This window comes from Wolbachia endosymbiont (group A) of Longitarsus flavicornis, assembly GCF_963931955.1.
In the GTDB taxonomy this organism is placed as follows: domain Bacteria; phylum Pseudomonadota; class Alphaproteobacteria; order Rickettsiales; family Anaplasmataceae; genus Wolbachia.
Map to the genome: position 1 here is coordinate 888,573 of NZ_OZ008337.1, position 13,186 is coordinate 901,758.

At 37.0% G+C, this 13,186-nt stretch carries 11 protein-coding genes, 1 tRNA gene, 1 rRNA gene and 1 pseudogene; 8 read left to right on the forward strand and 6 right to left on the reverse strand.

Annotated elements, in window-relative coordinates:
• Positions 1–39: 39 nt before the first annotated feature.
• From AABM58_RS04420 to AABM58_RS04435, 4 genes are all read right to left on the reverse strand, one after another.
• A complete protein-coding gene (locus AABM58_RS04420; protein WP_338406476.1) occupies positions 40–1,323 on the reverse strand; it encodes a hypothetical protein in 1,284 nt (427 codons plus the stop codon).
• A gap of 84 nt (positions 1,324–1,407) precedes the next feature.
• Positions 1,408–1,764 carry a succinate dehydrogenase, hydrophobic membrane anchor protein gene (gene sdhD, locus AABM58_RS04425; RefSeq protein WP_338406477.1) on the reverse strand — a complete coding sequence of 119 codons (357 nt, stop codon included), beginning with the start codon at positions 1,762–1,764 and terminating at the stop codon, positions 1,408–1,410.
• Complete coding sequence (gene sdhC, locus AABM58_RS04430; RefSeq protein ID WP_338406478.1) at positions 1,761–2,138, reverse strand: succinate dehydrogenase, cytochrome b556 subunit; 378 nt, start codon at positions 2,136–2,138, stop codon at positions 1,761–1,763. The genes sdhD and sdhC overlap by 4 nt, the downstream gene beginning before the upstream one ends.
• 100 nt (positions 2,139–2,238) lie before the next feature.
• Positions 2,239–3,742, reverse strand: a 16S ribosomal RNA gene (locus AABM58_RS04435).
• A 186-nt stretch (positions 3,743–3,928) separates the two neighbouring features.
• Between AABM58_RS04435 and AABM58_RS04440 the strand changes: the two genes are divergently transcribed.
• The 3 genes and pseudogenes from AABM58_RS04440 (at position 3,929) to AABM58_RS04455 (ending at position 7,021) form a co-directional block, all read left to right on the forward strand.
• Positions 3,929–4,510: a hypothetical protein gene (locus AABM58_RS04440; protein ID WP_338406479.1), complete on the forward strand. Its 582-nt coding sequence runs from the start codon at positions 3,929–3,931 to the stop codon at positions 4,508–4,510.
• An 81-nt stretch (positions 4,511–4,591) separates the two neighbouring features.
• Positions 4,592–5,624 (forward strand): annotated as a pseudogene (locus tag AABM58_RS07930) (IS3 family transposase).
• A 122-nt stretch (positions 5,625–5,746) separates the two neighbouring features.
• Positions 5,747–7,021: an APC family permease gene (locus AABM58_RS04455; RefSeq protein ID WP_338406482.1), complete on the forward strand. Its 1,275-nt coding sequence runs from the start codon at positions 5,747–5,749 to the stop codon at positions 7,019–7,021.
• A 40-nt stretch (positions 7,022–7,061) separates the two neighbouring features.
• Here AABM58_RS04455 and AABM58_RS04460 read toward each other — a convergent pair whose 3' ends face one another.
• Complete coding sequence (locus AABM58_RS04460; RefSeq protein WP_338406483.1) at positions 7,062–7,475, reverse strand: hypothetical protein; 414 nt, start codon at positions 7,473–7,475, stop codon at positions 7,062–7,064.
• A gap of 133 nt (positions 7,476–7,608) precedes the next feature.
• On the opposite strand from AABM58_RS04460, the gene AABM58_RS04465 reads away from it, so the two are divergent.
• The 5 genes from AABM58_RS04465 (at position 7,609) to AABM58_RS04485 (ending at position 12,254) form a co-directional block, all read left to right on the forward strand.
• The gene (locus tag AABM58_RS04465) at positions 7,609–8,625 is read left to right on the forward strand and encodes an aspartate-semialdehyde dehydrogenase (protein ID WP_338406484.1); all 1,017 of its coding nucleotides are present in this window, start codon (positions 7,609–7,611) and stop codon (positions 8,623–8,625) included.
• 395 nt (positions 8,626–9,020) lie between these two features.
• Positions 9,021–10,820: a succinate dehydrogenase flavoprotein subunit gene (gene sdhA, locus AABM58_RS04470; RefSeq protein ID WP_338406485.1), complete on the forward strand. Its 1,800-nt coding sequence runs from the start codon at positions 9,021–9,023 to the stop codon at positions 10,818–10,820.
• Positions 10,821–11,250: 430 nt separating this feature from the next.
• Positions 11,251–11,586, forward strand: a complete 336-nt coding sequence (gene cutA / locus AABM58_RS04475) for a divalent-cation tolerance protein CutA (RefSeq protein WP_338406486.1) — start codon at positions 11,251–11,253, stop codon at positions 11,584–11,586.
• Positions 11,577–11,651 (forward strand) — tRNA-Gln (locus AABM58_RS04480). The genes cutA and AABM58_RS04480 overlap by 10 nt, the downstream gene beginning before the upstream one ends.
• Before the next feature lie 135 nt (positions 11,652–11,786).
• Positions 11,787–12,254 (forward strand): hypothetical protein, encoded by a 468-nt coding sequence (locus AABM58_RS04485; RefSeq protein WP_338406487.1) that lies wholly within the window; start codon positions 11,787–11,789, stop codon positions 12,252–12,254.
• Between the two features lie 7 nt (positions 12,255–12,261).
• On the opposite strand, the gene AABM58_RS04490 is transcribed toward AABM58_RS04485, so the two are convergent.
• Entirely contained in the window at positions 12,262–12,549 is a 288-nt protein-coding gene (locus AABM58_RS04490; RefSeq protein WP_338406488.1) for a hypothetical protein, read from the reverse strand.
• Positions 12,550–13,186 lie beyond the last annotated feature (637 nt).

Sequence of the window (13,186 nt, forward strand, 5' to 3'; positions counted from 1 at the left end):
TTAAGATAGAGAGTAGATATTCAGCAGAGTAATGGCTAACTAGCGAGAAGATGATTGAATTCTTTCATCTTGCAATGAATTTCGTTTGCTTAGTACTTTATCAGCATGGTTGCTCAATTTCTCCTGAGCAATAGCCTTTTTTCTAGACTCAGCTATGCTTTCATTATTTAAGCTTTTTCCAACACCTGGTTCTCTAGATTTATCTATACTTTCACTACTTTTATTTGACGGCTTCTCCAAGCCTTTTTTAATACCTGGCCTTCTAGCGTCAAGCTCATCCCACGTACCTATAATTGTATCGAGATTAGGGCGCTTTTCTTTTTGTTCTGCTTCTCTTTCTCCACCTTTAATAACATTAAAGTCACTTTTTGCTTCTTCCCAACATCCTTTCAATTGGTGTTTCCACATAGTGAAGTAAGCATCACCATATTTTTTCTCATTTGCTACAAACAATAAAATTGGAGCCTTAAGTATTGTAGCTACCATATTTACTGAATTCTTCACTGCCATCGCAGGGGTGAACAAAAGATAGCCAAAAGACTTTGCAATTGGGTTTTGTTTGCTTATTAAATGCTCCCCTAACTTTACAGGAAGAGAAGTCAACAATTTAGTACAAACTTTAGCCAAGCTTGCAACGAAAATAATAGGAACAGATATAAGACTTTTATCTAGCTCTAGATTACCATTCTGATCTCTAATTTCTGAAAAATGGGTGCTTAGCTTCTTGTAATCACTAGTGTATAATAATTCTCCATTTCTTCCTTTTTCATCAACAACTTCCTGAACTTTACCTTCTTTATTTTTTACCTCTTTAGTTAGCACAGAAGAGTTAGTTAATTCAAACGGATATTGAGGATCCTTAGTTTTTTCAGCTTCAAAAATTGGCACGTGTTTTTTCAAATCCATTCTCGAAAAGCCTAATGGCTCAAAATATGACTTATGCAACTCATCTATCGGAATTTGCTTACCCTGATTGTCTATATAATTGATAGTAAAATAAGATCTATCATTATCTTCATTTTTGGTAACTAAAGATAATCTGAAACTTGGTTGTTCTCCATTCTCATCTTTTTGACCATACAAAAGTTTATAGGTTGGATTTTTATCTTTATCTAGTATAGCATTTCCATGCATATCCCTGTTTTCTATGATTTTAGCAGACTGTACAATTTGATCATAATTTTTTGGATACTGGCATTTCTTTCCATCATACATCATTACCTTTCTAAGATCTTTGACGTAAACTTGAGATTCAGGTGAAGTAAATAGATCCTTCACCTTTAGCGTAAGGTCCGTTCCCCACTTTTTCAATGTCTCTAACATATTGCTAAACCAAAATCGCTATAATGCTATAGTTCAATAATAAAACTAGTACACTAATAATATATTAACACAGAACCGGTGATTTTACAAGAAAATATGCCTGTAGAAGATAAAGATTGTAAAAGCGAGGGTTATATAAGTAATGCTTGATAAGTACTTTATGCATGTAATTGTAAAAATCCTCAAAGGTATGCTGTGTATATAATCTTCACACACTACCTGCATTCCAAGAACTGCGTGCCAAAAAATGCAAAACAACAATACAACAAAAAATAAAAGCTCTAAAGGGTGATTAATAAATTTCCCACTAAAAGACAAAGAGCTATCAGTATAAAATGCGCAAGAAAATGAATAGATGAACCAAGGAAATAGAAGCAGCAAAATCACTGCAGAAACACGCTGAACCCACCAATGATGTACTGAATTTCCAGACTGACTCATATAAACATAAATAAAAAAGCCATAGTAGAAAGAAGTAGCGTTACTGTCAGCAGTATAGCACTCCTTGAAACGCCAGTAATTTCTAAATTAAGCCCAGCATCCCACAATAAATGACGAATACCATTAAGAAAATGATATACAAAACTTATAAAACATAAGACATAAGCTAATTTAGCAACAGGAGTGAATAATAATGCATTTAAGTACCTTACTATAAGTAACTCAGGAAAATAAACATGTAATATGAAATACCAAGAAAGTATCATTAATAAAAGGAATAGCAAGATACCAGTCAATCTGTGCATAATAGAGAAAAAACTAGTAACTTGTACTTTATATATTTGTAAATATGGAGAAAGAGGCCTATCACTCATAAAATTCCGTTATCGGGAAATTAAAATAAAGTAGAAGTAAAGACAGCAGTATAGCACACAACAACACCATCATTAAAAATGGTAAGTTATGTGCAAAGCCTAAGGAGGTAATCCAGCTGCAGATTCCCCTACTGCTACCTTGTTACGACTTCACCCCAGTCACCGATCCCACTTTAAATAACTCCCTCCTTGCGGTTAGGTCGTTAGCTTCGAGTGAAACCAATTCCCATGGCGTGACGGGCAGTGTGTACAAGACCCGAGAACGTATTCACCGTGGCGTGCTGATCCACGATTACTAGCGATTCCAACTTCATGCACTCGAGTTGCAGAGTACAATTCGAACTGAGATGACTTTTAAGGGATTGGCTTAGCCTTGCGACTTTGCAGCCCATTGTAGCCACCATTGTAGCACGTGTGTAGCCCACTCCATAAGGGCCATGATGACTTGACATCATCCCCACCTTCCTCCAGTTTATCACTGGCAGTTTCCTTAAAGTCCCCAGCATTACCTGATGGTAACTAAGGATGAGGGTTGCGCTCGTTGCGGGACTTAACCCAACATCTCACGACACGAGCTGACGACAGCCATGCAACACCTGTGTGAAACCCGGCCGAACCGACCCTATCCCTTCGAATAGGTATAATTTCCATGTCAAGGAGTGGTAAGGTTTTTCGCGTTGCATCGAATTAAACCACATGCTCCACCGCTTGTGCGGGTCCCCGTCAATTCCTTTGAGTTTTAATCTTGCGACCGTAGTCCCCAGGCGGAATGTTTAACGCGTTAGCTGTAATACAGAAAGTAAACTTCCCATATTTAACATTCATCGTTTACAGCGTGGACTACCAGGGTATCTAATCCTGTTTGCTCCCCACGCCTTCGCGCCTCAGCGTCAGATTTGAACCAGATAGACGCCTTCGCCACTGGTGTTCCTCCTAATATTTACGAATTTCACCTCTACACTAGGAATTCCTCTATCCTCTTTCAATCTCTAGACTAGCAGTTTTAAAAGCAATTCCAAGGTTGAGCCTTGGGATTTCACTTTTAACTTACTAATCCGCCTACGCGCCCTTTACGCCCAATGATTCCGAATAACGCTAGCCCTCTCCGTATTACCGCGGCTGCTGGCACGGAGTTAGCCAGGACTTCTTCTGTGAGTACCGTCATTATCTTCCTCACTAAAAGAGCTTTACAACCCAAAGGCCTTCTTCACTCATGCGGCATGGCTGGATCAGGCTTTCGCCCATTGTCCAATATTCCCCACTGCTGCCTCCCGTAGGAGTCTGGACCGTATCTCAGTTCCAGTGTGGCTGATCATCCTCTCAGATCAGCTATAGATCATTGCCTTGGTAGGCTATTACTCCACCAACTAGCTAATCTAATATAGGCTCATCTAATAGCAATAAATTTTTCCCCCGTAGGGCGTATACGGTATTAGTTGCCGTTTCCAACAATTATTCCGTACTACTAGGTAGATTCCTATACATTACTCACCCGTCTGCCACTAAGTTATACTATAGCAAGCTACAATATAACTCCGTTCGACTTGCATGTGTTAGGCCTGCCGCCAGCGTTCATTCTGAGCCAGGATCAAACTCTCAAATTTAGACTTCAACCTATAAAAGGTTGAGGGTACATCGGATAAATCCGACAAAAAATAATTTAGCTTAATACTGCTGTCTTTATTTCTACTTTAGAAATATTTTAATCTCCAACTATTCAAACAACTTTGAGAACATTATTATGTGATATAATCACTATGTCAATATGTTTTTGCAAATCAAAAGCATTAATGTATAAATATATAACTATTTGGAATATTACCATGAAAAAATACATCTTTCTGCTTGCACTTGCGCCAATGTTAGTTGGCATTACACTATACTTATTGCGCAACATTGATAACACAAAACAATCTATAACTGCAGGTGACAAGTTTTACGAAGTATTATTCTTAAAAAAAGATAATAAGCCGCTGCTAGAAGAAATAGATTCAAATTGGGAGTATTTAACAAATTTTGAACGCGCATTCAATCATATCTCAGATTCAATGCCAACAGACACAGCATCTATTTATAATGATTTGGCAGATGATAAAGATGCTCCTAATGTTTTGCGTGAGTTAGCACAATATTTAGAAGTAATGAGCTTACTTCACTCCAACGGTGAAAAAATAAATAAAGATAAAATTGATAATTTAGAATCAAGCACAGTGTATCCTTATTCAAGCCAAGAAGCTATTGCTGTAGTAAAGATACATAATAACGACATTAAAGGTGCAACTGAAATATTGCGTTCCCTATTAAATGACAGAAAATGCCCTACTCTAATAAAGGCTAATGCACAAGAATTACTCCGGATATATGGGAGTTAGACTGACTTTACCCAGAAAAAGTAGAGAGAAAGTTAAGACGTTTTTGGAGTAAAATAAAACGTTTTTTCAAAGAGGTGTAATATGATAAATAGAAGAGAATATACAGCAGAATTTAAATTAGAAGCTGGTTAAAGAAACAGAAGTACAAAAATAGCAAAAGATCTAGGTATAGATGGCAGTATGTTAAGTAAATGGGTAAGAAAATATGATGGAAAAATGTCAGAAGCATACGCATTTCCAGGCAAAGGCTCCTTATGACAAAGAAAGATTTGATCTAAAAAAAGAACTAGCAAGAGTAACAAGAGAAAGAGACATTTTAAAAAAAGCCCTGGCCAAACAAAAAGAGTAAAGTATTCTTTTATATAGAAATTGCTATAAAATACAGGAACTATGTAGGGTTTTCTGCTGGTGGTATGGGTTGCTAAGAAAACAAGTAATAAAGAACTAGCAAGAGAAGAGCTTCTAGCAGATATTCAAAAAAATCATCTAAATGCAGATCCCTAAAATTCACGCTGAATTAAAAGCTTTAGGCAAAAATTAAAACAGTACAAAGTGTTATGCAAGAAGATGGCATTAAAGCCAAGCTTAGACGAAGGTTCAAAAATAAAAAACAGCAAATAAGCAACCGAGTTGTGGCTCCGAACATATTGGATCAAAAATTCACCACTGATCAGCCAAATAAAGTTTGGGTTTACTTATATAAAAACTAAGGAAGGCTGTTGGCAGCAATAATTTTCACGTATGGTGTTAATGAGTAGCTCAATAAATAAAAATTGGTTATTGACTCTTTATTGATGGCTGTTAATAAGCGAAAACCCGATAAAAATCTACTGTTACATAGCGATCAAGGGTCACAGTATACCTCTCAAAATTACCAATTTCTATTGAATACAAAAAACATCATTTCCAGCATGAGCCATAAGGGATGTTGTTACGATAACTCTGTTGCAGAAAAGTTCACTCAAAAGGAAGCTGCTTATTGATACTTCTCGCTCAATAAACCAGAACTGCCATATTTGAATACATAGAAATCTTTTATAACAAACAACGTAGATATTCTACTATTAACTATTGCATTCCTGCACAATTTATTCTCATGACAAAAACGTCTTAACTTTCTCTCTACTTTTTCTGGGTAAGGTCACATTTAACTTTTGTATACACGAGTTAAGTTACTTATTCGTTGAAGTTTTCCAATTTAAGCCATATTATTAATCTATTCAGATAGAAATTATTGTGTCAAACAAAATAGGTTTTTGGGCTATTTTTGCCTTAGTGATTAGCAGCCAAATTGGCTCTGGAATTTTTATGCTTCCAATTAGCCTTGCTCCATATGGCGCTTATAGTCTTATAAGCTGGATAATATCAGGGCTTGGTGCTATATCTCTTGCTTTGGTTTTTGCCTCACTCTGCGCAAAATTTCCAGAAATCGGTGGCCCTCACGTCTATGTAAAGCATGCTTTTGGCCCTGCTGCAGCTTTCTTTGTTGGTTGGACATATTGGGTGATTTCATGGGTTAGCACGACAGCAGTAATCGTTGCAAGTATTGGCTATCTTACTTCGCTTTTTCATGGAGATATTCAAAATATACGCTTATTTTTAGAAATACTATTATTTACGATCATTACACTAATAAATTTAAGAGGTGTCACTACTGCTGGATGTGTTGAGCTTTTATTGATGATTGTCAAAATTACTGCACTGCTTGCAATACCCATAGCAGCACTATTTTTCTTTGATAGAAATAATTTTATTACAAGTGAGGAAACATCAAGCCTTACGATGTCTCAAATTCTTGCTCGCTCTACATTACTCACTCTCTGGTGTTTTATTGGACTTGAATCAGCAACAGCATCCGCAGGGGCAGTTAAAAATCCAAGCAAGACAATTCCAAGAGCCATAGTACTTGGCACAATCTTTGTTGCTGTCATATATTTTATTAATAGCCTTTCAATCATGGGGTTGATCAACGGAAATGATCTAGCTAATTCAAAAGCACCGTACGTTGACGCAGTAAAAATTATGTTTCCTGGGAATTGGCATTTGATCATTTCTATTGTTGCTTTTATTGTTTGTGTTGGCAGTTTAAATGCTTGGGTACTAGCTAGTGGACAAGTGGCCCTTGGCCTTGCAGAAGATAAACTTATGCCACAGTTCTTTGCTAAAAGAAACAAGCTTGGCTCTCCTTTTTGGGGCATAACAATCAGCTCAGTTGGAACTTCAATTTTACTAATTCTTACTTCAAGCAACAATTTTGCTAAGCAGATCACATCAATCATCGACTTTTCTGTAGTTTCATTTTTGTTTGTCTACCTTGCATGCAGTCTTGCTTTTCTAAAGGTTATCATAAAGAAGAGAAATTATTACAAGCTTTTAATTGGCAGTATAGCAACAACCTTTTGCTGCTGGGTAATATTTGAAACTTCTGTGAATACCTTGCTGATCGCAAGCTTATTCACTGCAAGTGGCATACCCATTTATTTATTTTGGTATCGCAGAGTTTCTGTATAGCAAATGTTATAGCTAGAGATAATTTTTAAATGATTGATATTTATGAACCACGACTTTTCTTGTTGTCCACTTGTTCAGCATTACCCTTCTCAAGTTTACTATCTACTTCTTTTGCATGTTCATCATCTATACTAGTCTCATCTTTTATCTTACTGGAGTAACCTGCTTGCGATTTTTCATATGCTTCCATTATAGGGTTACTGACGACTTCTACTTTTTCAGATGTGAAAATCCTTGCTAAAAATCTTCCTATTATTGGTGTTGACCTTAAGAAATTTCTTAGCTTTGAAGCTTTATTTGGGGACTGTTGGTCTATTTTAGGGGTTTTTACACCATACTTTTTATCATCAAAATTTATTGCTGACTTTCTTTTATTCGAAAGAACGCTTTGGGCCTTTGATCCACTGGTTTTTTCAGGCTCTTGAGGTGTAGACATTGCAGGTTTAACCTTCATTTTATTATGTAATATTACTAATATTGCATAATAATAGATAAATTACAATTAATTGCAAGGTAAAAATATTAAAATAATTGTAAATTTTGTCAGTAAAAATATAATAGAACTTTGAAATTAGAGGTTCATCTATATGAGATACAAAATTGCTGTTATTGGAGCAACCGGAAGAGTAGGGCGTGAGATATTAAGCACGCTTGCTGAGCTTCAAGATGAGGCGATAGATTCTGTTATTGCACTTGCATCGAAAAAATCAGAAGGAAAGAAGGTGAGTTTTGGTGACAAAGAGTTAACAGTTTTATGCCTTGAAGATTATGACTTCGTTGGAACTAATGTAGCCATTTTCTGTGCCGGATCTCATGTTTCTGAGAAACACGTACCGACTGCAATTAAGGCTGGGTGCATCGTAATAGATAACACTTCCCATTTTAGAATGAAAGAGGGTGTGCCGCTCATTATTCCAGAAATTAATAAGGAAAAAATTATGGAATATAAAAACCACAACATAATATCCAATCCAAACTGTACTACAATACAGATGCTGCTAGTACTACATCTATTACACCAGAAAGCAAAAATAAAGAGAATCGTTGCTTCAACTTATCAATCAACTTCTGGTGCAGGCAAAGCAGCAATGGATGAACTTTATAATCAGACAAAAAAAATCTTTATGAACGAAGCTAAAAAACCCGAGATATTCCCTAAGCAAATAGCGTTTAATTGCATTCCCCATATAGGGAAATTCATGGAAAATGGTTCTACTGAAGAGGAATGGAAAATGCAAGAGGAGACAAAAAAAATTTTAGAGGAAGATATAAAAGTTACTGCAACTTGTGTAAGGGTACCCGTCTTTATCGGTCACGCTATGGCAGTAAATGTAGAATTTGATCAACATATCACTGAAGAACAAGCTCGTGAAGTGCTAAGTGAAGCCGAAGATAGTGGAGTTTTAGTGTACAACAGGCGTGAAGACAGTGAATACATCACTCAAATTGATGTTGTACAGGAGAATGCTGTATATGTATCGCGTATTAGAAGAGACAATACTGTTGAACACGGATTAAATATGTGGATAGTGGCTGATAATCTGCGCAAAGGTGCAGCATTAAATATAGTGCAGATTCTTGAGATTCTAATAAGAGAGCATTAAGTGCATATAGAGTGCACGTACGTTGTAATTCGGAGGAAATTTGTATACCACATGATGTCATTCCATTGCCCCTATGGTGTCATCCCAGTGCTTGACACTGGGATCCAGCATTTCCATAATCATCAAAATGTTGTATTTTAGCATAAAACGGCTACTTTTATGCTTACCAACTTAATAAAATTCCTGGATCCCAGTGTCAAGCACTGGGATGACAAAAAAAGGAGCACCGGAATGACAGCAGTCCTACGTCATACCGCGATTCATTCGCGGTATCTCAGCCGCTAACAAGAGATCCCGCTAACAAGCAGCGCCACGGCGGCATAGCTATAGAAAACTTGTATAGATTTTTTCTACTTCTGTGATATCATAAGCCTGTAATGATAAAATAAGCAAATATGGATAAGTCAGCGTATGAGATCATAGAACATGAGTATGATGTGGTAGTAGTAGGTGCAGGTGGAGCAGGGCTCAGAGCAACGCTTGGGATGGCTGCAACTAATTTTTCAGTTGCCTGCATTTCTAAAATTTTCCCTACGCGAAGTCATACAGTTGCAGCACAAGGTGGAATTAGTGCAGCTTTAGGTAATATCGGTGAAGACGATTGGCGCTGGCATGCATATGACACAATAAAAGGTTCAGACTGGCTTGGTGATCAAGATGCAATAGAATATATGTGTAAAAACGCTGCTAAAGCTGTTATTGAACTTGAAAATTTTGGCGTACCTTTTTCTCGTACAGAAGATGGCAAAATATACCAGCGCTCTTTTGGTGGAATGACAACTCACTTTGGTAAAGGAAAATCAGCGCAGCGCACTTGTGCGGCAGCAGATAAAACTGGGCACGCAATCCTTCACACTCTATATCAGCAGTGTCTTAAATTCAACGCTGAATTTTTTGTTGAATACTTTGTGATTGATTTAATTATGGATAGCGAAACATGCTGCGGAGTTCTTGCTTGGTCGCTATGCGACGGCACATTACATAGATTTCGCGCGCATAGGGTGGTGCTAGCAACAGGTGGATATGGACGTGTTTATTTCTCTGCAACAAGTGCGCATACCTGCACAGGTGATGGTAACGGCATGGTAGTAAGGGCTGGATTACCACTTGAAGATATGGAATTTGTACAATTTCATCCAACAGGAATATATGGCTCAGGGTGCTTGATGACAGAAGGGTGCCGTGGCGAAGGGGGATATCTCGTTAATTCTCAGGGCGAAAAGTTTATGGAACGTTACGCACCAAAAGCAAAAGATTTAGCTTCTCGTGATGTGGTAAGTCGCGCAATAACAATTGAAATTAGAGAGGGAAGGGGAGTTGGACCGAAAAAAGATTACATGTATTTAACTATAGCACATCTTGATCCGGAAGTAATAAAACTCAGATTGCCGGGTATTAGCGAAACCGCAAGAACTTTTGCTGGAGTTGATGTCACTAAAGATCCAATACCGGTCATTCCGACTGTTCACTATAACATGGGTGGCATTCCAACCAATTATTATGGAGAAGTGATCACGCTGAAGCAAGGTAAGGAAGAAGTGGTAGATGGACTATTTGCAATTGGAGAAGCTGCGTGTGTCTCTGTGCACGGTGCAAATCGACTTGGCTCTAACTCGCTTCTTGATCTTGTGGTTTTTGGTAGAGCTGCAGCGCTCAGAGCAAAAGAGAAGCTAAAATCCGGTACACCACATAAAAAATTGCATTCAGACTGCACAGACTGGATAGTAGATAGGTTTAATAAAATGCGATTTGCTTCCGGTGGGCTAAAAGTAGCAAAAATACGCGGTGAAATGCAGAACACTATGCAAAAATACGCATCAGTTTTCCGTGTTGCTGAAGTTTTAGAAGAAGGTAAAAAAGCTATAAAAAAGGTAGCAAAAATGATGCCTGATATTGCAATTGAGGATCGCAGTATGATGTGGAACAGTGATTTAGTTGAAGCACTGGAGCTTGCTAATATGATCCCACAGGCGGTTATTACCATGGAATGCGCAGCCAATCGAGAGGAGAGTAGAGGTGCCCATGCTCGTGAAGATTTCCCTGAGCGTGATGACAAAAATTGGATGAAGCACACTATAGCGTGGCTTGAAGAAAAGAAAGGGCAGATCAATGTAAAAATTGATTACAAGAAAGTTGCTGAAAAAACTCTGAGCGATGAGATTGATTTCATAGCTCCAGAAAAGAGGGTTTATTAGTCAGCCGTATCCGTTCAGCCAATGGCGTCAACTTAAGGGAAAATATCGGTGATAGTGTATAAAATTTCTCTCTAAAATTTTTACCATTAAATTACCCAAAAGCTGCAATAAATAGCACTTTTGTTGCTGTTTTATTTCAACAAAGAAGTCTAAAATGTGTCCTTAAGTTGACGCCATTGTCTGTTCAGGATAGCGGCAAGACCATAGAGTAAAAGTGAGTTTACAACAAATGGTGTCATCCGAGTAGCTGACACTGGAATGACACCGCCTGCTACGCAAATTACCTACAAATCACAATGTTTGTACAGATGTATGTCTGGGCACTGGGATGACAGAAGAGAGTGCTGGAATAACAGAAAAATCCAATCTATTTTCTCTTGATGAATAAATCTCGGTAGAGTATAATAGCAATGCATTTATGTAGCTACTAATGAATAATTTAGTTTTGGTTTATACAACTTTTTCAAATTTTGAAGAAGCTAAAACTGTTTCTGAAGAATTGTTAAACGAGAAATTAATTGTATGTGTAAATATATTTCCCGAAGTGAATTCTCTGTATTTATGGGAAGGTAAAATTAGTAATAGTTGTGAAGTAGTAGCAATTATGAAAAGCAAAAATGATCAAGTTGATAAAATTGTAGAAAAAATTGAAGCAATGCATTCTTATGATCAGCCAGCTATTGCTGTGATGCCCATAGAAAAAGCAAATAAATCTTTTACTAATTGGGCTAATAGTGTTATTGATGTAAATAGTATTGGGGTGTAGCCAAGTGGTAAGGCAGCGGTTTTTGATACCGCCACGCGAAGGTTCGAATCCTTCCACCCCAGCCATGTTGAAGTGGGTGTAAAATGATATCACTTTTCTATAGATTAAGATTATTAAATTATATATTAGGTAGTCTAAAAGATATAACTGTGAAACTGTTTCTCTTCACAATGTATCTTTATACATCCAGCATTATGCTCATGTTTCTCACCAATGGCTTTTGGTATGCTGTAGAATTTGGCTCTTTAAAAAATGCGTTTTACCATTTGTTTCAATATTGCAAATTGTATTATGAAAATAGGGAAGATCTCGGTTATGGAATTTCTATTCGAGTGTTAGTAGCATTCCTTACTCCGCATTTTCTCTATAAGTTGTTCCTTAGCACAGGCTGGAAGTCCTTTTTAAAGGAAAAGATAATATGGATACTTATGTTCATAATCACAAGAAGAAAAAAGGGTAGTGAGTTCAGTAACAGTAGTAAACCAAGTGGCAGTAGTTATAGTAATAAGAATAATTACAGCAATAACAGTGGTAACAGTGAGCGTCAAGCTCAAGATGCAAAGCGAAAAATAAACATAATAAAGCAGCTATTAATCAAAGATATAGAGGCAACTATAGATAGGAGATTGAATTATATTTTTTTCGGTAAAAGGAGTAAACCTCATTGAAAAGGCTTTATCTAGTAAGGCTTTTTAAAATTGGTTGTATTTTGTTTTTTACGTATACCGGATCACAATCAGCCAATATACATGTGTGCACAAAATCTTGACTAAAGTCTGACAACCAAGAAATCGCTTTACGTTTTTCCACCAAGCTTTCTGTTTTTTTACAGTTACTTGTTGCATCAATCGTTGCCTGCGCTATTACTGATTTCCACAGTATACAGTACCGTTGTATATCATCTGACGTACTATTTGCTTCGTAATGGTGAAAAAATTCTTTAAAATTGAAGTTATTTGACATAATGATACCTCTTTGGATTGAAATTTGAAATGATTTGAGTTTATGCCGCCACAGCAGATCCCGCTAACACGTAGCGGGATGACGGTTGTCAGGCCAGCGCCCCTATGATGTCATGCAAGTAGCTGACACTGGAATCCAGGAAAAAGAATGGTGTCATCCCAGTGCTTGACACTGGGATGACAAAAAAAGGAGCACTGGAATGACACCTCTTTTGGGCTCTTTTAGCTGTAAATACTTAAGAAATTTACCAAATGAAAAAAAAGGCAAAAGAAACCCCGTGGTTGGCTAATTACTTACATTATACTTTCAAGTATGGCGTTTTTTTATTCTAAACGCTTAATAACCGCGACTCAGCTGCTTTTAAACCGCAACTAATCTAAATTATAAACGTTAGGAAATTTACTAAACAGAAAAAAAGGCAAAAGAAACCCTAAGGTAGCTAGTTATTCACTATCCATTTTTTAAGTTGGCGTTTTTTAATGTTTTAAATGCTTTATAAGCGTATTTCAGCTTGAAAACCTAGAAATTTGATAAAGACATAGAGTGCACATAGTGCAAAAAATTAAACATGAGACGCCAGATACGTGAGTTTTTTTGTCATTTAATCTGTACAGAGAAGATAAATAAATAGCTTCAC

Coding starts and splice junctions, on each gene's coding strand:
- AABM58_RS04420 (WP_338406476.1), bottom strand. CDS start 1,323: ATGTTAGAGACATTGAAAAAGTGGGGAACGGACCTTACGCTAAAGGTG.
- sdhD (WP_338406477.1), bottom strand. CDS start 1,764: ATGAGTCAGTCTGGAAATTCAGTACATCATTGGTGGGTTCAGCGTGTT.
- sdhC (WP_338406478.1), bottom strand. CDS start 2,138: ATGAGTGATAGGCCTCTTTCTCCATATTTACAAATATATAAAGTACAA.
- AABM58_RS04440 (WP_338406479.1), top strand. CDS start 3,929: ATGTATAAATATATAACTATTTGGAATATTACCATGAAAAAATACATC.
- AABM58_RS04460 (WP_338406483.1), bottom strand. CDS start 7,475: ATGAAGGTTAAACCTGCAATGTCTACACCTCAAGAGCCTGAAAAAACC.
- AABM58_RS04465 (WP_338406484.1), top strand. CDS start 7,609: ATGAGATACAAAATTGCTGTTATTGGAGCAACCGGAAGAGTAGGGCGT.
- sdhA (WP_338406485.1), top strand. CDS start 9,021: ATGGATAAGTCAGCGTATGAGATCATAGAACATGAGTATGATGTGGTA.
- cutA (WP_338406486.1), top strand. CDS start 11,251: ATGAATAATTTAGTTTTGGTTTATACAACTTTTTCAAATTTTGAAGAA.
- AABM58_RS04485 (WP_338406487.1), top strand. CDS start 11,787: ATGTTTCTCACCAATGGCTTTTGGTATGCTGTAGAATTTGGCTCTTTA.
- AABM58_RS04490 (WP_338406488.1), bottom strand. CDS start 12,549: ATGTCAAATAACTTCAATTTTAAAGAATTTTTTCACCATTACGAAGCA.